Annotated in this window: 21 protein-coding genes; 8 read left to right on the top strand and 13 right to left on the bottom strand. The window is 73.1% G+C overall.

Translation table 11 applies throughout. From position 1 onward, the window contains the following. Positions 1 to 9: 9 nt before the first annotated feature. Together IE269_RS25820 and IE269_RS25815 are read right to left on the bottom strand one after the other, a co-directional pair. The gene (locus tag IE269_RS25820) at positions 10 to 630 is read right to left on the bottom strand and encodes a TetR/AcrR family transcriptional regulator (RefSeq protein WP_229898220.1); all 621 of its coding nucleotides are present in this window, start codon (positions 628 to 630) and stop codon (positions 10 to 12) included. 130 nt (positions 631 to 760) lie between these two features. Beyond that, entirely contained in the window at positions 761 to 1,342 is a 582-nt protein-coding gene (locus IE269_RS25815; protein WP_189825536.1) for a Type-2Aa cytolytic delta-endotoxin, read from the bottom strand. A 96-nt stretch (positions 1,343 to 1,438) separates the two neighbouring features. Between IE269_RS25815 and IE269_RS25810 the strand changes: the two genes are divergently transcribed. Beyond that, positions 1,439 to 2,125 carry a hypothetical protein gene (locus tag IE269_RS25810; protein ID WP_189825535.1) on the top strand — a complete coding sequence of 229 codons (687 nt, stop codon included), beginning with the start codon at positions 1,439 to 1,441 and terminating at the stop codon, positions 2,123 to 2,125. Positions 2,126 to 2,134: 9 nt separating this feature from the next. Here IE269_RS25810 and IE269_RS25805 read toward each other — a convergent pair whose 3' ends face one another. Continuing rightward, positions 2,135 to 3,337: an aminotransferase-like domain-containing protein gene (locus IE269_RS25805; RefSeq protein WP_189825534.1), complete on the bottom strand. Its 1,203-nt coding sequence runs from the start codon at positions 3,335 to 3,337 to the stop codon at positions 2,135 to 2,137. A 161-nt stretch (positions 3,338 to 3,498) separates the two neighbouring features. On the opposite strand from IE269_RS25805, the gene IE269_RS25800 reads away from it, so the two are divergent. After that, positions 3,499 to 4,842, top strand: coding sequence for an MFS transporter (locus IE269_RS25800; protein WP_189825533.1), 1,344 nt, complete (start codon positions 3,499 to 3,501; stop codon positions 4,840 to 4,842). On the opposite strand, the gene IE269_RS25795 is transcribed toward IE269_RS25800, so the two are convergent. Together IE269_RS25795 and IE269_RS25790 are read right to left on the bottom strand one after the other, a co-directional pair. Next, the gene (locus tag IE269_RS25795; RefSeq protein ID WP_189825532.1) at positions 4,839 to 5,906 is read right to left on the bottom strand and encodes a hypothetical protein; all 1,068 of its coding nucleotides are present in this window, start codon (positions 5,904 to 5,906) and stop codon (positions 4,839 to 4,841) included. The two genes, IE269_RS25800 and IE269_RS25795, sit on opposite strands and share 4 nt — an antisense overlap. Further along, positions 5,903 to 6,355 (bottom strand): hypothetical protein, encoded by a 453-nt coding sequence (locus IE269_RS25790; RefSeq protein WP_189825531.1) that lies wholly within the window; start codon positions 6,353 to 6,355, stop codon positions 5,903 to 5,905. The genes IE269_RS25795 and IE269_RS25790 overlap by 4 nt, the downstream gene beginning before the upstream one ends. A 763-nt stretch (positions 6,356 to 7,118) precedes the next feature. Between IE269_RS25790 and IE269_RS25785 the strand changes: the two genes are divergently transcribed. Continuing rightward, the gene (locus tag IE269_RS25785; protein WP_189825530.1) at positions 7,119 to 8,306 is read left to right on the top strand and encodes a sensor histidine kinase; all 1,188 of its coding nucleotides are present in this window, start codon (positions 7,119 to 7,121) and stop codon (positions 8,304 to 8,306) included. A 16-nt stretch (positions 8,307 to 8,322) separates the two neighbouring features. Then, entirely contained in the window at positions 8,323 to 9,021 is a 699-nt protein-coding gene (locus IE269_RS25780) for a response regulator transcription factor (protein ID WP_189825529.1), read from the top strand. Between the two features lie 10 nt (positions 9,022 to 9,031). On the opposite strand, the gene IE269_RS25775 is transcribed toward IE269_RS25780, so the two are convergent. From IE269_RS25775 to IE269_RS25760, 4 genes are all read right to left on the bottom strand, one after another. Continuing rightward, complete coding sequence (locus tag IE269_RS25775; RefSeq protein ID WP_229898219.1) at positions 9,032 to 9,409, bottom strand: STAS domain-containing protein; 378 nt, start codon at positions 9,407 to 9,409, stop codon at positions 9,032 to 9,034. A gap of 52 nt (positions 9,410 to 9,461) precedes the next feature. After that, positions 9,462 to 10,718, bottom strand: coding sequence for a cobalamin B12-binding domain-containing protein (locus IE269_RS25770; RefSeq protein WP_189825528.1), 1,257 nt, complete (start codon positions 10,716 to 10,718; stop codon positions 9,462 to 9,464). After that, positions 10,715 to 12,445, bottom strand: coding sequence for a SpoIIE family protein phosphatase (locus IE269_RS25765; RefSeq protein WP_438817624.1), 1,731 nt, complete (start codon positions 12,443 to 12,445; stop codon positions 10,715 to 10,717). The genes IE269_RS25770 and IE269_RS25765 overlap by 4 nt, the downstream gene beginning before the upstream one ends. Before the next feature lie 209 nt (positions 12,446 to 12,654). Continuing rightward, entirely contained in the window at positions 12,655 to 13,533 is an 879-nt protein-coding gene (locus IE269_RS25760; RefSeq protein WP_189825526.1) for an SCO6745 family protein, read from the bottom strand. A 165-nt stretch (positions 13,534 to 13,698) separates the two neighbouring features. Between IE269_RS25760 and IE269_RS25755 the strand changes: the two genes are divergently transcribed. Together IE269_RS25755 and rox are read left to right on the top strand one after the other, a co-directional pair. Continuing rightward, on the top strand, positions 13,699 to 14,316 hold the full coding sequence (locus tag IE269_RS25755; RefSeq protein ID WP_189825525.1) for a TetR/AcrR family transcriptional regulator: 618 nt from the start codon (positions 13,699 to 13,701) through the stop codon (positions 14,314 to 14,316). A gap of 82 nt (positions 14,317 to 14,398) precedes the next feature. Further along, on the top strand, positions 14,399 to 15,835 hold the full coding sequence (gene rox / locus IE269_RS25750) for a rifampin monooxygenase (protein ID WP_268253622.1): 1,437 nt from the start codon (positions 14,399 to 14,401) through the stop codon (positions 15,833 to 15,835). A 177-nt stretch (positions 15,836 to 16,012) separates the two neighbouring features. On the opposite strand, the gene IE269_RS25745 is transcribed toward rox, so the two are convergent. After that, positions 16,013 to 16,618, bottom strand: a complete 606-nt coding sequence (locus tag IE269_RS25745; RefSeq protein ID WP_189825524.1) for a TetR/AcrR family transcriptional regulator — start codon at positions 16,616 to 16,618, stop codon at positions 16,013 to 16,015. A 116-nt stretch (positions 16,619 to 16,734) separates the two neighbouring features. Between IE269_RS25745 and IE269_RS25740 the strand changes: the two genes are divergently transcribed. After that, positions 16,735 to 17,679: a TIGR03620 family F420-dependent LLM class oxidoreductase gene (locus IE269_RS25740; protein WP_189825523.1), complete on the top strand. Its 945-nt coding sequence runs from the start codon at positions 16,735 to 16,737 to the stop codon at positions 17,677 to 17,679. Position 17,680: 1 nt separating this feature from the next. Here the strand turns inward: IE269_RS25740 and IE269_RS25735 are convergent, their stop codons facing one another. The 3 genes from IE269_RS25735 to IE269_RS25725 form a co-directional block, all read right to left on the bottom strand. Continuing rightward, positions 17,681 to 18,037, bottom strand: a complete 357-nt coding sequence (locus tag IE269_RS25735) for a methyltransferase domain-containing protein (RefSeq protein ID WP_229898254.1) — start codon at positions 18,035 to 18,037, stop codon at positions 17,681 to 17,683. An 89-nt stretch (positions 18,038 to 18,126) separates the two neighbouring features. Next, positions 18,127 to 19,551: a S41 family peptidase gene (locus IE269_RS25730; RefSeq protein ID WP_189825522.1), complete on the bottom strand. Its 1,425-nt coding sequence runs from the start codon at positions 19,549 to 19,551 to the stop codon at positions 18,127 to 18,129. Between the two features lie 104 nt (positions 19,552 to 19,655). Further along, complete coding sequence (locus IE269_RS25725) at positions 19,656 to 20,108, bottom strand: MarR family winged helix-turn-helix transcriptional regulator (RefSeq protein ID WP_189825521.1); 453 nt, start codon at positions 20,106 to 20,108, stop codon at positions 19,656 to 19,658. Positions 20,109 to 20,230: 122 nt separating this feature from the next. Here IE269_RS25725 and IE269_RS25720 point away from each other — a divergent pair, with 122 nt between their 5' ends. Continuing rightward, positions 20,231 to 21,163 carry a quinone oxidoreductase family protein gene (locus IE269_RS25720; protein WP_189825520.1) on the top strand — a complete coding sequence of 311 codons (933 nt, stop codon included), beginning with the start codon at positions 20,231 to 20,233 and terminating at the stop codon, positions 21,161 to 21,163. The last annotated feature ends 190 nt before the right edge of the window (positions 21,164 to 21,353 follow it).

Raw genomic sequence — 21,353 nt, 5'->3', positions numbered from 1 at the left:
GTAAGGCCGTCACTCCGCACCCCCCAGCGCCCCGTGCAGGAAGAGGTCGGCCAGTTCGCGCGGGGTGAGCGGGTCCGGGCCCGGGACCCGGCCCGCTGACATCAGCAGCAACTGGAAGGCGGAGGCGAGGCGTTCGGGCGACAGCCGCAGGCGTGACTCGTCGGGGGCGAAGAGCGCGGTGAGGGCCGCGCGCGGCCCGGCGAGGCCCGCCTCACGGGAGGGGAAGCGGCCGTCGGCGTCCGGCTTCGGCGGCTCCCGGCGCTCCAACTGCCCGGTCGCGGCGAGCGCGCCGATCACCTCGCCCATCCGCTCCATGTGCCCGCACATCACCTCCGCCGCCTCGGTGAGCCGGTCGGCGAGCGGCTGGTCGAGGTCGATGGATGCGAGGTGGGCGACGGTCTCGTCCGGGCGGACGGCTGCTTCCATGCAGGCCTTGAGCAGGGCGTTCTTGTCCTCGAAGACGCGGAAGATGGTGCCTTCGCCGATGCCGGCCGCGCGGGCGACCTTGGCGGTGGTCACGTTCGCGCCGTACTCGACGACGAGCGGGAGGGCGGCGGCCACGATCATGGCGCGGCGCTGGTCGGGTTCCATGGCGGGCGCACGGCGGCGTGCGGGTTTCTCGGAGGTCATGGTGAGAAACGTACGGAGTGAGTGCTCACTCCGTCAAGAGGGCGGACGACGCCCAGGCATCAACCAGGGTGTGCGGAAGGGCAGTTGTGCGGCGGCCCGGGACGGCGGGCCGGTGCAGCAGCTACAGAGGTCAGGCGGCGGCGGAAGCCGGAGTGCCCAGCGTCTGGCGGACCACGATCGCGTTCAGCCGGATGCGGTACGGGGCGATGTCCGTGAGGGCGAGTGCCCCGACGGACGCCTTGTCCAGGCCGACCGTCACGTCGATGCAGAAGGCGATTCCGTACAGGTCCTCCCCGCCCTGGAGGGCGAAGAAGAGGTCGCGGTAGTAGCTGGTGCGGTCGGGGGTCTCGTCGTAGTACGCGAGGCCCTGCGCGCCCTCCTGCGCCGCGAGGCCCGTGAAGGCCGATTCCAGTTCCCGTTCGACCGTGGGCCAGAACGCGGCGTCGGCGAACTCCGGCGGGAGTGCCTGACGTACTGCCTCCTTGAGGGAGAGCGCCATCACCGCGACGGGCGCGGTCTCCTGGAGGCCCCAGCCCCGTACAAGCTTGACGATCGAGCTGTCGGGGATCGCGGCGGCGGCCTCCCGGATGTGGCCGAAGTCGAAGTTGACGGTCGCGGGCGCGATGGCCGCCTGGAAGAGGCGGTCCATCGCCCGGGCCTGGCCCAGGTGTTGGGGGTCCACGTCGGTGACGGTCTTGAAGGTTGCGGTCATCCCTGTCGTTCTCCTCGTCGGGGGACTTCAATGGTGGTCAAAGCGGGGCCAGTATGCCGGGCGGCCCGGCGCGGTCCGGGAGGCGGGGAGGCACCGGTGGCGGAGATACCGGGTGCGCGCGAGGAGTTGGAGCGCGCGGCGCACTGGATCAGGGACCGGATGCGTGAGGTGGCGGCCGAGCCGGCACCGGGTCAGGAGCTGGGGCTGAGCCTGCCCTCGTACCCGAGCATTGTGGACTGGCACGAGCCCCTGTCGTACCAGTACACCTTCCACGCCCGGCCCGAGCTGCCCGGCGGACGGTACGACCCGACGGTCCCCGCCCGCGCCGCGGCCTGGTTCGCGGCGCGGGGCGGCTGGACCGTGACGCAGGAGCAGGGCGAGAAGGAGGCGCCCCGCCCGTACATCGGGACCGTCCGCTTCCACGCGGTCGTCGGGACGAAGGACGGCTGCGAGCTGGCGGTGCGCACCGCGCGTGGGAACGGCTGGATCACCCTGTGGGGCACGTCCCCGCGGATCGCGCTGTATCCGCCGTACGTGATCGTCAGGCCTGAGCCCGTCGTGACACCGGAGACGCTGGATCCGGGGTACCTCCTCTGTTACGAGTGCGACGGGCTCGGGCACTGCCCCGGGTGCTACGGGCTCGGATGGGTGCCCGACGAGGAGCGGGGGCGGAAGCGGTGCCCCTGCTGCCAGTTCACGCCGGTGTGCGTCATCTGCAAGGGGCGGGGGCAGTTGCTGCCGTCCCTGCTCAGCCCCTACCAGCGCGGCTACTACCGGGAATAGCCGCACGCATCACGCCCCCAGCGCCTCCCGCAGCCTGTCCAGGCCCACCGCGATCTCCTTCGGCGTGTGCGTCGTGAAGGACATCCGCAGGGTCGCCGCGTCCGGCCGGCCCACGAAGAAGGGCGCGCCGGGCACGTACGCCACCTTGTGCTCGACCGCCTTGGGCAGCAGCGCCGTCGCGTCCAGGCCGTCCGGCAGCCGGGCCCACAGGAACATGCCGCCCTCCGGGTGGTTCCAGGTGCTGCCCGCCGGGAGCGCGTCGGCGAGCCCGGCGAGCAGGGCGTCCCTGCGCAGGCGGTACGCGTCGCGGACCAGCGCCAGGTGCCGGTCGAGATCGCTGTCGACGAGGTAGCGGGCGGCGGCGGCCTGGTCGAGGGTGGAGGTGTGCAGGTCGGCGGCCTGCTTGGCGATGACGCAGGCGCGGCGCAGGGCGGCGGGGCCGCGCAGCCAGCCGAGGCGCAGGCCGGGGGCCATCACCTTGGAGAAGCTGCTGAGGAGTACGGTGCGGTCCTCGCCGCCGGGACAGCCGGAGATCCAGGGCACGCTCTCGCCGCTGAAGCGCAGTTCGCCGTACGGATCGTCCTCGACCACCCACAGACCGCGCCGCGCGGCGATCTCGGCGACGGCCCGGCGGCGGGCGAGGGGGAGCGTGCGGCCGGTGGGGTTCTGGAAGTTGGGGACGAGGTAGAGGAGCTTCGGCTTCTCGGCTGCGACGAGGGCGTCGAGGGCCTCGGGGAGGATGCCGTCGTCGTCGGTGGGGACGGGGAGCGTGCGGGCGCCCGCGAGGCCGAAGCACTGGAGGGCGGCGAGGTAGGTGGGGTCCTCGACGAGGACCGTGTCGCCGGGTTCCAGGAGGGCGGAGGCCAGCAGGGAGAGGCCCTGCTGCGAGCCGGTGGTGATGAGCAGGTCACCGGCGTCGGTGGGCAGGCCGCGTGCGGTGAGCCGGGTGGCGACGGCGGCGCGCAGGGCCGAGTCGCCCTCGGTGGTCGAGTACTGGAGGACCCGGTGCGGGGACTCGCGCAGCACCGCGTCGCACGCCCGGCGGATGCCCTCGGCGTCGAAGAGTTCGGGCGCGGGGAGGCCGCCCGCGAAGCTGATCACCTCGGGGGCCTCGGTGAGTGCCAGGATCTCCCGCACCGGGGAGCCGCCGACGGAGGCGGTGCGGGAGGAGAGAGCGGGGACGGGAGCCGGACCGGGCGTGGTGGTTGCCATGTCCACGGACTCTACGAAGCGGACGCGCCGCGCCCCAGGGGGATTTCAGCATCCGGGCCCGCGCAGGGTACGGCACCGCGCCCGTCCCTTGCACGGGACATGATCGAAACCGCTCTATGATCAGCCCCTCCCCCACCCCACCGCCCCTCTTGGAGCACGCAGTGAAGACAGGCGATCACATCGTCCAGGAACTCCCCTGGAAGTGGGGTGTCCAAGGGAAGATCTTCGTCATCGGTGGCCTCGGCTACCTCTTCGACGCCTACGACATCGCCCTCAACGGCTTCCTGATGCCCCTGGTGGGCAAGGAGTTCGGCCTGAGCATCGCCGAACGCGGCCTGGTCGCCACCGCGAACCTCGTCGGGATGGCGGTCGGCGCGGTCGCCTGGGGTTCGGTGGCCGACCGGATCGGCCGCAAGAAGGCGTTCAGCGTCACGCTGCTGATCTTCGCGCTCTTCTCCGTCCTGGGCGCGCTCTCGCCCTCGTACTGGATCTTCCTCGTCCTGCGCTTCCTCGCCGGGATCGGGCTCGGCGGCTGCATTCCGGTCGACTACGCGCTGGTCAGCGAGTTCTCGCCGCGCAAGTACCGGGGGCGGATCCTCACCGCGCTGGACCTGTGGTGGCCGATCGGGGTCACGCTGTGCGGGCTGGTCTCGACGGCGATGCTGCCGCTGGACGGCAACTGGCGCTGGATGCTCTTCACGATGACGCTGCCCGCGCTGCTGCTGTTCTGGGTGCGGCGCGGCGTCCCGGAGTCGCCGGTCTACCTCTCCGGCAAGGGCCGCGAGACGGAGGCGCGGGCGGTCATCGACGACCTGGTGGCGCGTACCGGCGCACCCGTCGAACCGTACGAGATCCCGGATCCGCCCACCGCTCCCCGCTCCCGCGGACTCGCGGCGGCGGCCGAACAGCTGCGCCTGATCTGGTCGTTCAGCCCGCGCATCACCTCGGCGGTGTGGCTGATGTTCGCGACGGTCCTGCTGGTCTACTACGCGGCGCTGAGCTGGATGCCGTCCATCCTCAAGGCGGAGGGCCAGGCCGACACCGCCGCCTTCACCGGCACGACGCTGATGGCCGGGCTCGGCATTCTCGGCGTCCTCGTGTCGACCGCGCTGGTGGACGTCGTCGGGCGGAAGTGGCTGATCGGGGTGAGTGCGCCGCTGGCGACGGCGGCGCTGGTCGTCTTCGCGCTCGTACGGGACCAGGGGACGGCCGCGCTGGTGGCGATCGGTGCGTTCGGCTTCCTGATCCAGCTCGCGATCCCGGCGCTGTACGCGTACGCCTCCGAGCTGTACCCGACCGCGCTGCGGGCCACCGGCTTCGGCTGGGCGTCGTCGGTGAGCCGCTCGCTGACCGGGTTCGCGCCGCTGCTGTTCGGGTCGGTGCTGTGGCCGGTGCTCGGGCTTCCGTGGACCTTCGGGGTGCTGGCGGTGGCGGTGCTGCTGGCGATGGGGTGGATGGCGGTGGCGGCTCCGGAGACGAAGGGGCGGGAGCTGGTGAGCCTCTAGCAGGGCCGGCGCAAGGTCGCTTCGCGGGCCCGGTACGGGACGAACTCCAGGCGTACGGAGTCGGAGCGCGGCAGCAGCACCGCGACGCCGGTCGTCGCGGTCCAGTCCAGCGGCAGCAGTACGTACTGGTTCGCGGACTGGATGACCAGGGCCAGGCCCTCGTACCGGTACGGATAGCCCGACGTGGCGTCCGCGCACCGGATCTCGCGGACGCCGGGGACGGAGAGGGCGAGGCTGCGGGTGCTGTGCACCACGGCGGTGGTCGAGTCGGGCAGCCGGGCGACGAGCTGTTCGGCACGGCCCCGTCCGACGGCGCCCGCGTAGTCGGTGGCGGCCCACATCAGGCTCAGCCCGACGAGCAGAAAGATCACGGCCCACTCGGCCATCGCCGTCCACTCGGGGCGGACGGAGGGGACGGGGGGTGGGGGTGCGGGTGGGGCGGGGTCCGGGGGTGGGGGTGGGTCGGCGTCGGCGTCCGGCCTGGGGGCCGGTGCGGGAGTGGGTACGGGTGCAGGGCCCGGAGCCGGTGCGGGGGCCGGGCCCAAGGTGCGGCGCAGGTGCAGCGCGTACGCGAGGAGCATCACCCCGGCGGCCAGGCTCAGCGGAGGCACCAGGAACCAGGCGCGGACCACCGCGCCCGTGTCCAGCACCGCCCAGAGCCCGCACGCCGTCAGGAGCAGCCCCGTACCGCCGAGCACCGGGACCAGCAGGCGCAGCACGCGCGGTCGGGCCCCGGCGGCGAGGCGGGCGCGGAGGAGTTCGTGCCCCCAGAAGGCCACGAGCCCGCCGGCCGCGGCGATCACCATCGGCCGGAAGAGGGCGTCCACGCCGATCACCAGGTAGTCCGTGGTGCCGAGGCCCAGCGCGGTCGAGTTGACGCCGAAGTAGGCGTAGAACCAGTACGCCTGGTTGAGGCCGAAGTAGTAGAGGAGCCCGGTGACGAAGCTGGTCGGTGCGATGACCGCGCCGAAGAGCGCGCCGAATCTCTGGAGCCCGGAGGAGGGAGCGGCGTCCGCGGGCGCGTCGGGGGCCGGTGGCGGACCGGGAGGGGGCGCCGCGGTCACCGAACGGTCGCCCCGGTCGCGCGGACGGCGGGCGAGGGGGTGACCGTGCCTCCTCCGCCACCGCCACCGCCGCTGCCCTGGGTGCCCGCCCCCGGTGACGTCGGCGGGGCGGGTGACGAGGGAGTGGGGGACGGGGAACTCGGGGGCGGGGAACCCGGGGACGGGGAACCCGGTGACGGCGGGGAGCCCGGTCGGCACGGCTCCTTCACGTACATGCGGATCGTGTCGCCCCGGTAGAACGGATTGCGCGGCAGCACCATCTTCAAGTAGCCGCAGAGCGGGAACGACTCCCGGTCGTCGGGGACGGGCACGCGCACCACGTTCACGCAGACGGTGCCGCCGCAGGGGGCACGGAACCTCTCCTTCAGGGCGTCCCAGTTCGCGAGCCCCGTCTCCGGTTCGTAGCCCATCGGCACCCCCTCCAGGTTGGAGGGCTCCGGGATCGTCATCGGCGAGCCGGGCTGCTTGGGTCCGCCGCCCGAGCCTCCGCCCGTACCGCCGCCGACGACTCCCCCGCCCCCGCCGGGGCCGCCCGAGGTCGTACCGCCGCCGCCCGAGGTCGTACCGGATCCGCCCGAGGTCGTACCGGATCCGCCCGACGTCGTACTCGACCCGCTGGAACCCCCGATGTCCCCGGAGCCCCCGGAGCTCCCGGAGCTCCCGGAGCCGCCCGAGCTTCCGATGCCCCCGGAACCGCCGGAGGTCCCGCCCGTCAACCCGCCCGAGACCGGCGGCGCCCCCGCGTCCCCGCCCGAAGAACCGGAGGAATCCCCTCCGTTGCAGCCGGCCGCCCCGCAGCACACACACGCCACGGCAGCCGGAAGAAGTGCCCGCCAGCGAATCGCCATGCCAACTCCCCGGGGAATGCCCCCACTTGGGAGAGTGACACGTGCCCGCCCCCAGGTCGATACGCAGGAAGGCCCGGGAAGGCCCGGGAAAGCGCAGGAAGAAGCAGCCGGACGAGCGACGGCGGCCCGCCCCCTCCCCCGATGGTGAGGGCGGACCGTCGCGGCCCCGTCGGGTGCGCCGCCCGGACCGAGGCCGGCCGATACGCACCGCTGGGGAAGAAGTTACGGACGGTAAGCCTCCGGTGCGTCCCACGAGAGGTTGATCTCCTCTCCACCCAGCGCGGCAGTTCCCGCCCCGCCTACAACTTTCGTGGTATGCCGTCCGGTTGACGTGCGCCCGGACCTGCGGGATTACGCTGCGACGATGCTCCGGTTCCGCCCTCCTCACGCCGACCTCCTGCTGGCCCTCGCGCAGACCACCGTGGCCGTGCTGCTCGGGCAGGAGTCCGTCGCGCAGGGGCGGCCCGCGCTCGACCTCCTCGGATACGTCCTGCTCGGCCTGGTGAACCTGCCGACCGCGTTCCGCACCCGCGCGCCCGTCGCGGTCTGCCTGCTCGTGCACGCGGCGTGGATCGCCTACATCACCGCCGGGTACTGGCCCGTCGCGGGCAGCTTCGGCCCCATGCTCGCCGTCTACACCGTCGCCTCCCTGCGCCCGCTGCGCATCTCCGTGGCCTGCACGGTGCTGATGGGTGCGGCGTGGGTGTGCGCGGGCCTGCTCGACCCACGCTCCTCGATGCCGGCCGTCGTGGCGCAGGCCATGGTGTGGCCGGCGGCGCTGTGCCGGTTCGGGGTGGTGGCGCGAAGGTCGGCGAAGCTGGCGCGCAGGCTGCGCGAGGAGCAGGAGGAGCGGGCCCGCCGGGAGGTCTACGAGGAGCGCGGCCGGATCGCCCGGGAGCTGCACGACGTGGTCGCCCACCACATGTCGGTGATCTCGGTGCAGTCGGGGCTCGCCCAGTTCGTCTTCGCGTCCGACCCGCCGACCGCGCGGGCGGCGCTGGGCACCATAGCCGACACCAGCGCGGAGGCCCTGGAGGAGATGCGCCGGATGCTGCGCCTGCTGCGCGCGCCGGACGACCGGGACGACGAGAACGCGCCGGACGCCCCGATGCCGGGCCTGGCCCGCCTCGCGGAGATGGTCGAGCGGGTACGGGCCGGGGGCGTGCCGGTGGAGCTGAAGGTGACCGGCACCCGGCGCCCGCTGGCCCCCGGGGTGGAGCTGTGCGCGTACCGGGTGGTGCAGGAGGCGCTCACGAACGTACTGAAACACGCGCCCGGCGCGCCGACCGTCGTGGAGCTGCGGTACCGGCCGCACCAGGTCACGGTGCGGGTCGTGAACGAGGAGTCCAGTGGAGGGGAGGGGGTGATTCCGGCCAAGGTTGTGGGGGGATCCGGTCATGGGTTGATTGGGATGCGGGAGCGGGCCAAGCTCTACGGCGGAACGATCAGCATCGGCCCGCACGGCGGCGCGGACTCGGGCGGCTACGAGGTCCGCCTCGACCTGCCGACCTCACCCCGGGCCGCACGACCGGAGGACGACCGGAAACGATGAACGGACGGCAGGCCCGATGAGCACCCAGGAGCCGACGAGGGTGCTCGTCGTCGACGACCAGTTCCTGATCCGGGCCGGTCTGGTGGGGCTGCTGCGCGCGGCCCCCGGCTTCGAGGTGGTCGGTGAGGCCGCCGACGGTGCGGAGGCCGTCGAACTCGCCGCCGATCTGCGCCCCGACGTCGTCCTGATGGACATCCGGATGCCCGGCATGAGCGGCATCGTGGCCACCGGCAAGATCCTCGCGGCGGCCGAGGACCCGCCGCCGCGCATCCTCGTACTGACGACGTTCGATCTCGACGAGTACGTGTACGGCGCGCTGCGCGCGGGCGCTTCGGGCTTCCTGCTGAAGGACTCGGGGCCCGAGCGGCTGCTGGCGGCGATCAACGCGGTGCGCGGCGGGGACTCGCTGTTCGCGCCGAGCGTCACCCGGCGGCTGGTCGAGTCCTTCGCGGTACGGACGGAATGCGGTGCGGAACCGACCCCTCCGCCACAACTGCCGCCAGATCTGGACCAGTTGACGGGGCGCGAGGTGGAGGTGCTGCGGATGGCGGCGCGCGGCCTGTCGAACGCGGACATCGCCGAGCTGCTCTTCATCAGCGGGGCGACCGTCAAGACCCACCTCAACCGGGCGATGACCAAGCTGAATCTGGCCAGCCGGGCTCAGGTGGTGGTCATGGCGTACGAGACGGGGCTGGTGCGGCCGGGCGGGGCGTAGCCCTACCGCCCTACGACGTCTCGGATATCTGCTCCGCGCCGCGCCCGGTGAAGTGGTCCAGGGTGCCGGTGATCTGGAGCAGCCGTTCCAGCGCGGGGGTGCGGCCGTCGAGGTGCAGCCGGACGTCGGCGGCGGTGGTGACCCGGTGGACCATGAGCAGCACCGACAGGCCCATCGAGTCGACGGCCGCCAGCTCGGCGCAGTCCAGCCGCAGCGTACGCAGCTCGGGCCGCTCGGCGAGTTCCTCGCGGACGACGTCGAGGAGCAGCTCGGCCTGATCGTAGTCGAGGTCGCCGTGGAGCGTGAGGCGCAGTGTGTGTGCGCCTTCGGGGTCGGCGGTGAAGTGCAGCGGATTCGGGCGGATCGGGTGCGAGGGCATCGTCGTCATGCGGGCTTTCCGGGGGTACGGGAGGGGCTTGCCGGGGTGGTGCGGGAGGCGCTCACCGGGACATAAGGGCGTCGGCGGCGAGGGACAGGAGGCGGGTGGCGCGGGGGAAGTCCCGCAGTTCCTCGCCGAGGAGGTCGAGCGTGGGGTGCAGGGAGGCGGCGGGCACTCCGCGCGCCTCCAGGATGCCGGCGGTCCAGAGCAGGAAGCCGGTGAACAGCTCCGGGTCGTCGGTGTAGAGCGCGGAGGCCAGGAAGCTGACGATCTGGGCGAGGTCCTCGGCGGTGTGCTCGCGCTGCCGGTCGGTGTACGTCCGCATGGCCGGGTAGCGCTCTTCGAGGCCGGTGAAGGTGGCCTTGACCAGCTCGGCGTGGGTGCGGGCGACCATCGTGTACTCCTGGTCGGCCAGGTGCGGCAGGTCGTCCATGGGCTGGTGGCCGTGCAGGGGTCCGGGCAGCCGGTCGGCGTCGAGGAGGTCGGCGGCGGCGCGGGCGTCGGGGGCCCAGGCGTCCGCGCCGAGCAGGCGTGCGTACCGGCCCTCGGGGCCGAAGGCCGCGCCGCCGACGAGGACGGGCACGCCGGTGGCCTGGCAGGCGGTGATGGTGGCGTGGGCGGTGGGCAGCCGGGTGGCGATGGAGCTGGACAGGGCGACGACGTGGGTCGCGGACCGGTGCAGATGGCTGATCAGGTGCGGGGTGGGGACCTGGGCGCCGAGGTAGTCGACCTGCCAGCCGCGCAGTTTGAGCACTTCGGAGAGGATGCGGGCGGGCAGCGCGTGCCATTCGCCGTCCACGCAGGCCACCGTGATGCGGCCCCTGGCGGCGGGCGCGTCGGGGCGGGTGCGGGCGGTGGGGACGGTGCAGGTGACGGCGTGACCTGCGGCGTACCGGGCGGCGCGGCGGGCGGTCTCCTGCTGGGCGGCTGTGTGTCTGAGGGTCCCGACATCCGAGCGGCGGATCGCGGAGTGCTGGGCGAGGGCGGCGACGGCGCGGTCGTTGATGGCGGTGGCGGTGTGTTCCTGGGCGACGTTGATGCGGTTGGCGGCCCATTCGGCGCCGACCTTCGCCTGTACGGGGGCGATGACCTCCAGGAGGACGTCCTCGGCGGGCAGCCCTGCGTCGAGGGCGGTCAGGACGATGTCGGTGGCCGCGTACTCGTTGCCCGCCGCGACGGCGTCCCACAGCTGGGCGACGTAGACGGCGGGCGGGTGGGGTCCGGCGGCCTGGTCGGGGCCGCCGGCGTGATCGGTGTCACCGGTGTGATCGACGTCACCGGTGTGATCGGTGTGATCGGGAGCGGTGTGCTGGCTCATGCGCTGAGCCTGCCCCGAGTGCGGGAGTTCATCAGCGGGCGCGCGGTCTTGCTCGACGGTTCGCTCTCGGAGGTGCGCGCCCCCGTCGACTGCCGCGCGACCCTCGGCGCGGCCTGCGGTGCGGTCTTCGGCGCGGAGATGACCAGGACCGCCATGTCGTCGTGCCGGCCGCCGCCCACCCACTGCGAGGCCAGCATCTGGACGCGCTCCACGATGGCCTCGGCGGGCATTCCGGCGCACTCTGCCAGCGCTGCCTTCAGCCGGTCCTCGCCGAACATGGCGTCGCCCAGCGGGCCGCCGCGCGCCTCGGTGATGCCGTCGGTGTAGAGCACGCAGCTCTCGCCGGGGGCCAGGGTCGCGCCGACCGTGCGGGTCGGCACCCGGGGCATCGCGCCGACCAAAGTGCCGCTGGTGCCGACCTCTTCGACGGTGCCGTCGGCCCGTACGAGAAGCGGCGCGGCGTGTCCGGCGCTGCTGAGCCGCAGTCGTACGGACTCCTCCTCGCGCACCGCCGAGGCGAGCACCAGGGTGGCGAACCGGGCGTGGTGGGAGTTGAGCAGCGCCCCGTTGAGCAGGTCGATGACGCGCTGGTGGTCGTCGGCCATGGGGAGCAGGGCGTGCAGGGTGTTGCGGATCTTGCCGGTGAGGACGGCCGCGTCGAGGCCCTTGCCGCAGACGTCGCCGAGCACCGCGAGGGAGGCCTCTCCCTCACCGGCGGCCGGGTGGACGTCGTAGAAGTCGCCCCCGACCCGCTCGGTGTCCTGGGAGGGCCGGTAGCCGCCCGCGAACTCCATGCCGGCGACCTGGTGCAGCACCGGCGGGAGCAGCTCGCGCATCAGGGTCTCGGTGATGGCCGACTGCTCGGCGTAGAGCCTGGCGGCCGACATGGCGGCGCCGGCCCGCGAGGCGAAGAGCCGGGCGAAGACCTCCTCCTCCTCGCTGAAGGCACCGGACCCGCCGGTGCGCCGCAGCAGGATGAGCGCGCCCGCCGGGACCCCGTGCCCTGGCAGCGGCGTCACGACGATCGACCCGACCTCGCCGAACCCCTCGGGAACCACCCACCCCGGAGCCGCCGCCGGATCGATCCACCGCGACGGCACGGGCGGGAACCCCTGCAGGGCCTCCCCCAGCCCCGGCACCTCGTGCGGGTCGGCGATCTGGAGCGTGCGCACCGGGCTGCCGCCGCGCACGCACTCCACGGCGGGCAGCCGGTGCCCGCTGACCGGGGCGACCACCAGGGCGGCGTCGGCGAGGTGCTCGGCGGCGAGCTGGGCGGTGGCGTCCATGCAGCGGTCGAGGTTGAGCGAGGACAGCAGCCGGTTGGACGCCTGGGTGAGGAAGGCGGTGCGCTCGCGCTCCAGGCGCAGGGCCCGCTGGGCGAGCACCTGGTCGGTGTCGTCGACGAGCCACCACACGACGGATCCGTCCGCGTCCGTCGTGCTGGGATGTGCCTCGAAGGTACGGTCCCCGACCGGCCCGCGCACGGCTTCGGCCCGCGCGCCCGGACCCGCCAGGTGCGCCCGCAGGAGCCAGTCCGGGACGACCTCGGCGAGGGGGCGGCCCGCACACGTACCGTCGAAGAGTGCTTCGGCGGCGTCGTTGGCGCGGCGGACGGTGTCGCGGTCGTCCACCACGAGTGCGGGGTAGGGCGCGCAGCGCCACGCACCGTCGTCGGTGCGGGGAGCTCCGGAGCCCGGTGTGCCTGCCTGCTGTGTGGAAGTCGCCAAACGTAGAAGGCCCGCTGGGCGGGCCCCTCACCCCATCGAGTAGAGGAAAAAGTCCGAGGCCACAAAATGTTGCCTCATGACAACACTCCTCCATTGACAACCTTTCTGGCAACCCGCCCCGTGTGAGGACCGCCGCCCTCATGTGAAGGTCTGCGGGCGGCGGTCCCAGATTCCGGCGAGCCGTCAGACCGGCTGCGGACCAAGCATTTTCACGCGTCCTCGTACTTCATCCCGACCCCGAGGGTGCTCTGCAGGGGAAGGAGTCCGGTGCCGACGATGTCGAGCACGAGGGGCAGCAGGAGATCGGAGAGCCGGGCGACCTCGTCGGGGGTCAGGGCGCTCCAGGGGGCGAGGGCGAGTTCGTCGGTGAGGTGCTCGACGGCGGTGCGGACCCGGACCCCCTCATCCGTGGCGGTGCCGTCGGCCTCCAACAGCCCGCGCGCCACGAGCCGTTGACGCGCGGCGTCCCACTCCTCCCCGCTCCACTGCCGGCTGTCGAACACCTGGCGCGGGGCGGCGCCGACCGCCGCGTGCGAGACGAGCGCTTCGGCGGGGCCGATGCCGTGGGCCTGGAGAGCGGCGAGGTGGCCGTCGCCGCGGTGCTCGCGCAGGACGGTGGCGGCCTGCCAGAGGACCAGGTGCGGCGCGTCCGGCCAGGGCAGGGCGGCATTGGCCGCGGCCAGGGGCCGTCCGGCCGTGTCGGCGGCCTCGGCGGCACGGCGTACGAGCCCTGCCGCCTCCCGCAGTTCCGGCGAGTCGATCCGGTCGCCGAACAGCCTGCGCAGGGCACGGTCGACGGCCTCGCTGCGGGCCGCCAGCACCTGCTCGGGTGCGGCGGTGCGCCAGGCCGGGGTGACGTACCGCTCCACCATGTGCGGGCTGAAGCTGTAGAAGAGGGCGTTGACCAGGTGCGGGCCGACGGGGCCGAGGGGTGCGGCACGGTAGGCGAAGTAGGCGGGCCAGCGCTCGTCGACGGCGTACCCGAGGCGCTCGGCGGCGTCGAAGGATTCCGCCGCGTAGTAGACGGTGGCGTGGACGGGCTCCAGCAGTTGCCACAGCTGGCGGGCGGTGCTCGGGCGGTGCGTCATGGCGAGGTCCCCCTGGGGCGTAGGCACGGACACGGGCACGGACATGAACTCGGCTCGCGGCGGCGGACCCTCATCTTGTCGCCGCCTAGATGCATCCCACCGCAAGCACCAGATCTTGTCAATGCCTACTTTCCACCGCCAAGATCCACCGGATAACATCCACGCATGCCCGCACCCCACACCACCTCGTACCACCACGGAGATCTCCGCCGGGCGGTGCTCGGCGCCGCCCTGGAAGTCATCGCGAGCGAGGGCGTCGCCGCGATCAGCCTGCGCGACCTCGCACGCCGCGCCGAGGTCTCGCACGCGGCACCGGCCCACCACTTCAAGGACAAGGCCGGGCTGCTGACCGCCATCGCGATCGAGGGCTTCGACCTGCTGGCCGCCGCCGTCGACGCGGTGCCGGCGGAGGAACCGCACCGGCTGCGCGAACTGGGCGCGCGGTACGTGGAGTTCGCGCTCGGCCACCCGGCGCACTTCGAGGTGATGTTCCAGCCCCGGCTGCTGCACGCGGACGCCCCGGAGCTCACCGCCGCCAAGGACCGGGCGTACGCAGCCCTGCGGGCCGGCATCGAGGACCTCCCCGACGCCCGGCGCACCCAGGACGCCCGGCGGGCGGGACTGGCGGCCTGGTCCCTCGCCCACGGCTTCGCCACGCTCCGACTGAGCGGTGGAGCACCGGAGTTGGACCCGGACCCGGTGACGACCTTCCGCACCCTGGTGACCCCCGGCGGGGGCGAACGGACCGCGCAGGCACTCGCGGAGCCTCCGGAAGGCGTGTGACCGGGAAGCAATCTTGGCGCAGAATCGTTCACCTGATCCATGAACACGTGATCCAGGGAGAGTTGAGGATTCTGTGAGCGAAGTGAGCCACACGATCGACGTCATCATCACCGGCGGAGGTCCGACCGGACTGATGCTCGCCGCCGAACTCCGCCTGCACGACGTGCGGGTGGTCGTGCTGGAGCGGCTGGCCGAGCAGACCCTGCAGTCGCGCGGGCAGGGCCTGCACGCGCGCAGCGTCGAAGTGATGGCCCAGCGGGGCCTGTTGGACACCTTCCTCGCGGAGAACGAGAAGTTCCAGGCTGGCGGCCTGTTCGGCGGCATCGCCAAGCCGTGGCCGGAGGGCATGGACACGGCACACCCGTTCGGCGTGGCCAGTCCGCAGCCGAACACCGAGCGGATCCTGAACGAGCGCGCCCTCGCCCTCGGCGCCGATATGAGACGCGGCAGCACGGTCGTCGGCCTGAGCCAGGACGAGGACGGCGTCGACGTCGAACTCGCCGACGGTACGCGGCTGCGCTCGCGCTACCTCGTCGGGGCCGACGGCGGCCGCAGCACGGTGCGCAAGCTGGCCGGAATCGGCTTCCCCGGCACGGCCGCCACCGTGGAGACGCTGCTCGGCGAGATGGAGGTCACGGCGGACGCGGAGACGATCGCCGCGGCCACGGCGGAGGTCCACAAGACGCAGCTCCGCTTCGGCGTCCAGCCCGGCACGAACGGTCTGTGCCGGGTCGTCGTCCCGGCCGACGGGGTGTCCGAGGACCGGACCACGGAGCCGACCCTGGACGACTTCAAGAAGCAGCTGCGGGCGTTCGCGGGCACCGACTTCGGGGTGCACTCGCCGCGCTGGCTGTCGCGGTTCGGCGACGCGACCCGGCAGGCCGAGCGCTACCGGGCGGGCCGGGTGTTCCTGGTGGGCGACGCGGCCCACATCCACCCGCCGACCGGCGGACAGGGCCTGAACCTGGGGGTGCAGGACGCGTTCAACCTGGGCTGGAAGCTGGCGGCGGCGGTCAACGGGTGGGCGCCGGAAGGGCTGTTGGACACGTACCACACGGAGCGTCACCCGGTGGGCGCGCGCGTGCTCGACAACACCCGCGCGCAGATCACCCTCCTGGGCGCGGACCCGGGGGCGACGGCCCTCCGCGAGATCTTCTCCCGCCTCATGGACTTCGAGGAGGTCAACCGCTACATCACCGGCATGATCACCGCGGTCGACATCCGCTACGACTTCGGCGAGGGCCACGACCTGCTGGGCCGCCGCCTCCGGGACCTGGAGCTGAAGCAGGGCCGGCTGTACGAGCGGATGCACACGGGGCGGGCGCTGCTGCTGGACCGCACGGGGCAGCTCTCGGTGAACGGGTGGTCGGACCGGGTCGACCACGTGCCGGACCCGGCGGAGGAGCTTCCGGTCCCGGCGGCGCTGATCCGGCCCGATGGGCATGTCGTGTGGACGGGTGACGCACAGGAGTCCCTGGACGCGGCCCTCCACCACTGGTTCGGCACCCCGACCGGCTGACCGCCCCTTCCGGGGCGGGACTGTTCCGTCCGTGCGGCCACCACCGCACGGACACGCCCTGCCCCTGCCGAACGCGCTTCGTCCGCGCCCCACCGGGGGCGCGGCCCCTCCCCTCCGGGCCCGTGCCGGTCCGCCGGGCCGGACCGGCACGGGAAGGGCACGTACGTCCGGCGGAGGTCACGCCAGGGCGCGGCCCTTGCGGGGGGCCGCATGGACCGCGTCCAAGGTCAAGGAGAGCAGCCGGCCCGCCTGCCCGGCATCCCCCGCATGCACCGTCGCCAGCGCCACCCCCGTCACCAGTTGGACCAGATCCGCGGCCGCCAGGTCGCAGCGGGCAGTTCCGTGCTCCTGCGCATGCGCCAGCACACTCGCCGCCGCATCCACGATGACCCGATGGCAGTCGACCCCCAGGTCGTACGACGCGTCCGTCAACAGCGCACTGCCCACGCCCTGTTGATCCCGCGCATGGGCCAGAAACGCCTCCGCCCACCGCGCCAGCACCTCGTCCGCCGAGAGCGACTCCTCCGCCAGCAGCTCCCCCGCCCGCGCGCACAGCGCCTCGACCCGGTCCGTGAGGACCGCCGCCAGCAGCACCTGCCGGTTCGGGAAGTGGCGGTAGAGGGTCCCGGGGCCGACCCCCGCCCGCCGGGCGATCTCGTTGAGCGAGGCCCCGGGCCCCGACGCCGCGAACACCTCGCGCGCCGCCGCCACCAACCGGTCCCGGTTCAGGCGCGCGTCCGTACGGCGTGGCGGCGGAGCACCGCCACCGGGTGCGGTCGTCATCGGTGTTGCGTCCTTTCGGTAGCCAAGCGGAGAGGTTCTCCGTATCGTACCGCTCACCAAACGGAGAACCTCTCCGGTACGGACCGTGAACCGAGAACCGACCGAAGGACCCACCCATGCCCAACGGCACCACCCCCACCACCCCCACCCTCGGCCCCACCACCCCCACCCTCGGCCCCATCGGCCTCTGGACCTTCGCCTTCGAGGGCCAACCCGCCACCCGCGTCCGCGAATCCGCCGCCGAGATAGAGGAGTTGGGATACGGAGCCCTCTGGTACGGAGAGGCGTTCGGCCGCGACACGGTCGGCCAGGCCTGGCTGCTCCTGTCGGCGACCCGCCGCCTCGTCGTCGCCTCGGGCATCGCCAACATCGCCTTCCGCGACCCGATCGCCACCGCCACCGCGACGCGCACGCTCGGCGAGGCGTTCCCGGGGCGCTATCTGCTGGGCCTGGGCGGACACCGCGTCACCGAGACCGTGTCCGAGGTGGACGGCTATCCGGTACGGAACCTGGGCCGGGCGGTGTCCACCATGCGCGCCTACCTGGACTCCATGGACGCCGTACCCGCCCACGGCCCGCAGCCGGACCCGGCACCGCGCCGCGTCCTGGCCGCGCTCGGCCCGAAGATGCTGGCGCTGGCCGCCGAACGCACCTGGGGCGCGCACCCGTACTTCGTCCCCGTCGAACACACCGCATTGGCGCGCAAGACCCTGGGCCCCGACGCCTTCCTCGGGGTCGAGCAGGCCGTCGTCCTCGACACCGACCTCGCCCGCGCCCGCGAGGTGGCGACGGCGCACGTCGCGATGTACGTGGCGGCCGCCCCGCACCAGCAGGCGAACGTCCGCCGGCTGGGCTTCGGCGACGCGGACGTCGTCGGCGGCCCGAGCCGTCGGCTGGTGGACGCGATCGTCGCGTACGGGGACGAGGAGGCGATCCGCCGCCGCGTGCGGGAGCACCTGGACGCGGGGGCCGACCACGTCTGCCTGCAAGTGCTGACCGCCGATCCCACCGCCCTGCCGGACCGCGAATGGCGGGAGCTGGCCCCGGCACTGCTGTCGTGAACTACCCCTGGCGCAGCGGGAGTTCACGCAGTGGCGCACCCCCGTCGACGAAGAGCCGGGCGGTCGGCGCCGTCGCCCGGACGAGGCGCTCCAGCACCCTGCGGCCCAGTTCCGGGTGACGGCCGTCGAGCGCGCCGACGCGGAACGCGAAGACGAGGTCGTACGGTTCCTCGCCGGGACCGAGGACGAAGTCCTCGCCCGCGACGTGCCGGACGCCCATCCGGCCGGAGGCGAGCTCCGCCGCCGAACCCGACCGCGCCAGGTCGACGGCGGCGGCGGACCGGTCCGTGGCCAGGACGTGGCCGGTGGTGAGCCGTGCGGCGACCGCCCGCGCGGCCGCCCCCGGACCGCACCCGATCTCCAGCAGGGTTCCAGGGGCAGCGCGCCGACGAGGGCGGCGAGGCGGGGCGAGAGGGGGCCACGCCGCCAGGATAGGAGCCCTGGCGCCTACCGAATCCGGTCGAGCTCCCGCACCGCGCGCTTCAGACCGGGGTCGCGGTGGTTCGTCAAGTCGGCCTCGGCGTACACGGGTTCGGGGTGGGTCGGCGGGATTCCGGCGCCGTCGTAGGTGGTGCCGCGCGCGGTGAGGAACTTCTCGTTGGGGACCGTCAGCACCCACCCGTTGGGCAGATGCCACTCCATCGTGTCGGAGAAGACGCCCTGGGTGGGCTCCCCGATCCGGATCGGGGCGGGGCTGCGGGGCAGCAGGGACTGGGCGAAGGACTCGCCCGCGCTGATGGTGAGCGGCCCGCCGAGCAGGGCGACCGGACCGGTGAAGCGGGGACCCTTCGCCGGGCGGACCCGGATGGGCTGCGGCGCGGTCCAACTGGCCGCGTTGTCCGGGTCGTTGCGGGCGACCTTCGTGTACGCGGTGTACGTACGGTCCGTGAGGCGCTGGGCGATCTTGATGCCGAGGGCGTCGGAGCCGCCGCCGTTGACCCGGAGGTCCACGACGAGACCGCGCATCCCGCGCACCCGCTCGGCGGTGAAGATCTCCGCCAGCGCCCGGTCCAGCACGGCGGCGTCCGCGTCGGCGTCGCGGCCCTTGGCGTACCCGGCGAAGGAGGTGATGCGGAGGTAGCCGATGCCGGGGGTGGAGAGGTCGGCGTACTGGATCTGACCGCCCGCGAACTCCTGCACCTTCGCCGGGAGTTGTGGCTTGGAAGCCGCCTCCACACGGGCGAGGAACTTCGGGACGTCGGCGGGGTAGGGGGTGCCCGGACGCATGTTCAGGGTGCCGCGCTCGTTCGGGAGGTCGCGGAGCTGGGTGTGCATGTCGTGCAGGGGCTCGATCATCGCGCCGAGGATCTGGAAGAGCCGGTCGTCGGAGGTGTTCTTGGTGACCTGGGGGCGGTACTTGGCCCGCACCGCGTCCCAGTCGACGCCCTTCGCGGCGAAGAAGGGGTAGTTCTCGCGCAGGGCCGACCAGAACACGTCGAAGGTGTGCACGGGGTCGGTGGCGGGCGTGCGGGTGCAGTCGGCGGGAAGGGCACGGACCCGCTCCAGACTCCGCTCACCGACGGACCCCGCGGGGGCGAGACGGGCGCGGTCCTTGCCGGTGGCACGCAGGGTGAGGCCACGGGCCCCGGCGGCGTCGCGGAAGGGGGTGCCGGTGGAGGGAGGGGCCTTGTCGGCGGTGAGGGAGAGGCCGCTGGGGTGGCAGCCGGCCGCGCTGAACTCATAGGTAAGGAGCTCTCCTTGACGTACCGTCACATACTGCGCATACCCGTCGCTGCGCCAGACCCCTTCGAGGGTGGTGCGGACTTCCGGCTGCTTCTCCTGGGCCGAGGCCCCTGCGAACGCTCCCGTGGACACCACCGCCAGCACCACTGCGGCTGCTGCTGCGCGTCGTCGCCCCGTGCTCCTGAACATTGCTGGACCTCTCACTCCTCGGCCACTGCCCGGACCTCAAGGCTCGCCCGACCGGGGGCACGGTCACCATCCGGCGACCACCCGTCCGCGACCGGGGGTTACCCCTACCCGGCCGCCCCCGGGCCGTACACCCTCCCCAGCAGCCTCATCAGTTGCGCCTTCTCCTCCTCCCCCAGCACTCCCAGCAACTCCTCGTTCGCCCTCTCCGCCAGCACCGCACACCGGGCCAGCACCTCCAGGCCCTCGGCCGTCACCGTCACCGCGTTCTTCCGGCGGTCCGACGGGTCCGGGGACCGTGTCACCAAACCCATCCCCTGGAGGTGGTTCAGGAGCATCACCATGTCCTTCGGGTCCACCTCCAGCCTGCGGCCCAGCTCTGCCTGGGCCACCGGGCCGTACTCCGCCGTCGCCGCCAGCACCGCGTGCTGCATCAGCTTCAGGCCCTCCTCGGCGAGCGCCTCCGCCACCAGGCCGCGCCCCTTCGCCGCCACGCGGCCCACGAGCCAGCTCGGCAGGGACTGGATGTGCTGGAGGGGCGGCAGCCCGGGCTGAGTCATGGGAGGAGCCTAGCCGGATTCGCGCAATCGTTGGACATCCCAACGGAAGAGCGCATATCGTTGGGCAGCCCAACGAATTCCCTCCTGACACCTGATCCCTGACCGGCCGGAGGCATCGCACCTTGCTGCGCATCCATCACCACGTCGACCCCACCGCCCTCCTCCCCGAAGAGGCCGCCGTTCCCCAGCCCGGGCCCGGCGAGATCCTGGTCCGCGCCGAAGCCGTCGGCGTGACCCTGCCCAGCGTGCGCAAGGTCCGGGAGAGCCCGGTGCCGGTCGTGCTCGGCGGGGAAGTCGCCGGGGAGGTCGTCGGGGTCGGGGCCGGCGTCGAGGGGGTCGAGCTCGGCGCGCGTGTCACCGGGCTGTGTTTCAGCGATGCGTACGCCGAATTCGCCGTGCTGCGGGGCGACATGGCCTCGCCCATACCGGAGCGCGCCAGCGCCGTCGACGCCGTCGCACTCGTACGGAGCGGAACCGTCGCATGCGGCGCGTTCGAAGCCGGGCGCGTCCTGCGCGGGGAGTCCGTCCTCGTCACCGCCGCCGCCAGCGGTGTCGGCACGCTCGCCCTCCAGCTCGCCCGGGCGGGCGGCGCGGGGCGGGTCGTCGCCGCCGTCGGGAGTGCCGGGAAGGCCGATTTCGTGAGGGAGTTGGGGGCCGACGAGGTCGTGACGTACGAGGAGTTGCGGGAGAAGGGCGGCTCGTACGACGTGATTCTCGACGGTGTCGGCGGCGAGTTGCTCGGGCCGTGCGTCCGGGCGCTCGCCATGGGCGGCCGGCTCGTGGCGTACAGCTCCGGGAGCGGGACCGTCGAGGCGTATGAACTGCTCCTGCGGGGAGCAACCTTGACGGGGTTTCAGATGCGGGCCGTCGCCGCCGGGCGGCCCGAGACGTACGCCCGCTGGATCCGCGAGCTCTGGGAGTCCTGGGGTGCGGGCGACCTGCGCACCGTCGTGCACGAGGAGATCCCCCTCGCCGAGGCCGCCCGCGCCCATGCCCTCGTCGAGCAGCGCCGCAACCTCGGCAAGGTGGTGCTGGTGCCCGGCCGCACCGCCTGAGCCCGGACCGTACGACAGTCTGAGCCCGGACCGTACGGCACTCGCACAGCACTCGCACACGGCGCCCGCCGAAGGTCCGCGCCCCTCCCCCGACCTGCCCCGCCCGGGTTTCCCCCTGCCGGGGCGGGGCAGGGGCCCGGCATCCCGTGCTCGTACGCCGCGCGCTCCGGTATAGCGTCGGCACCGCAGC

The sequence above is a fragment of the Streptomyces spiroverticillatus genome (assembly GCA_014650415.1).
GTDB classification, from domain to species: Bacteria; Actinomycetota; Actinomycetes; order Streptomycetales; family Streptomycetaceae; genus Streptomyces; species Streptomyces spiroverticillatus.
Note: the sequence above shows the minus strand (reverse complement) of the source record. Positions and strands in the feature narration are given on the sequence as shown.

Bases quoted from the DNA above. Each gene is read 5' to 3' on its own strand.
- IE269_RS25730 (WP_189825522.1), bottom strand. From the start codon at position 19,551: ATGTTCAGGAGCACGGGGCGACGACGCGCAGCAGCAGCCGCAGTGGTG.
- IE269_RS25790 (WP_189825531.1), bottom strand. From the start codon at position 6,355: ATGACGATCCCGGAGCCCTCCAACCTGGAGGGGGTGCCGATGGGCTAC.
- IE269_RS25815 (WP_189825536.1), bottom strand. From the start codon at position 1,342: ATGACCGCAACCTTCAAGACCGTCACCGACGTGGACCCCCAACACCTG.
- IE269_RS25820 (WP_229898220.1), bottom strand. From the start codon at position 630: ATGACCTCCGAGAAACCCGCACGCCGCCGTGCGCCCGCCATGGAACCC.
- IE269_RS25770 (WP_189825528.1), bottom strand. From the start codon at position 10,718: ATGAGCCAGCACACCGCTCCCGATCACACCGATCACACCGGTGACGTC.
- IE269_RS25760 (WP_189825526.1), bottom strand. From the start codon at position 13,533: ATGACGCACCGCCCGAGCACCGCCCGCCAGCTGTGGCAACTGCTGGAG.
- IE269_RS25725 (WP_189825521.1), bottom strand. From the start codon at position 20,108: ATGACTCAGCCCGGGCTGCCGCCCCTCCAGCACATCCAGTCCCTGCCG.
- IE269_RS25740 (WP_189825523.1), top strand. From the start codon at position 16,735: ATGCCCAACGGCACCACCCCCACCACCCCCACCCTCGGCCCCACCACC.
- IE269_RS25755 (WP_189825525.1), top strand. From the start codon at position 13,699: ATGCCCGCACCCCACACCACCTCGTACCACCACGGAGATCTCCGCCGG.
- IE269_RS25780 (WP_189825529.1), top strand. From the start codon at position 8,323: ATGAGCACCCAGGAGCCGACGAGGGTGCTCGTCGTCGACGACCAGTTC.
- IE269_RS25745 (WP_189825524.1), bottom strand. From the start codon at position 16,618: ATGACGACCGCACCCGGTGGCGGTGCTCCGCCGCCACGCCGTACGGAC.
- IE269_RS25785 (WP_189825530.1), top strand. From the start codon at position 7,119: ATGCTCCGGTTCCGCCCTCCTCACGCCGACCTCCTGCTGGCCCTCGCG.
- IE269_RS25775 (WP_229898219.1), bottom strand. From the start codon at position 9,409: ATGACGACGATGCCCTCGCACCCGATCCGCCCGAATCCGCTGCACTTC.
- IE269_RS25805 (WP_189825534.1), bottom strand. From the start codon at position 3,337: ATGGCAACCACCACGCCCGGTCCGGCTCCCGTCCCCGCTCTCTCCTCC.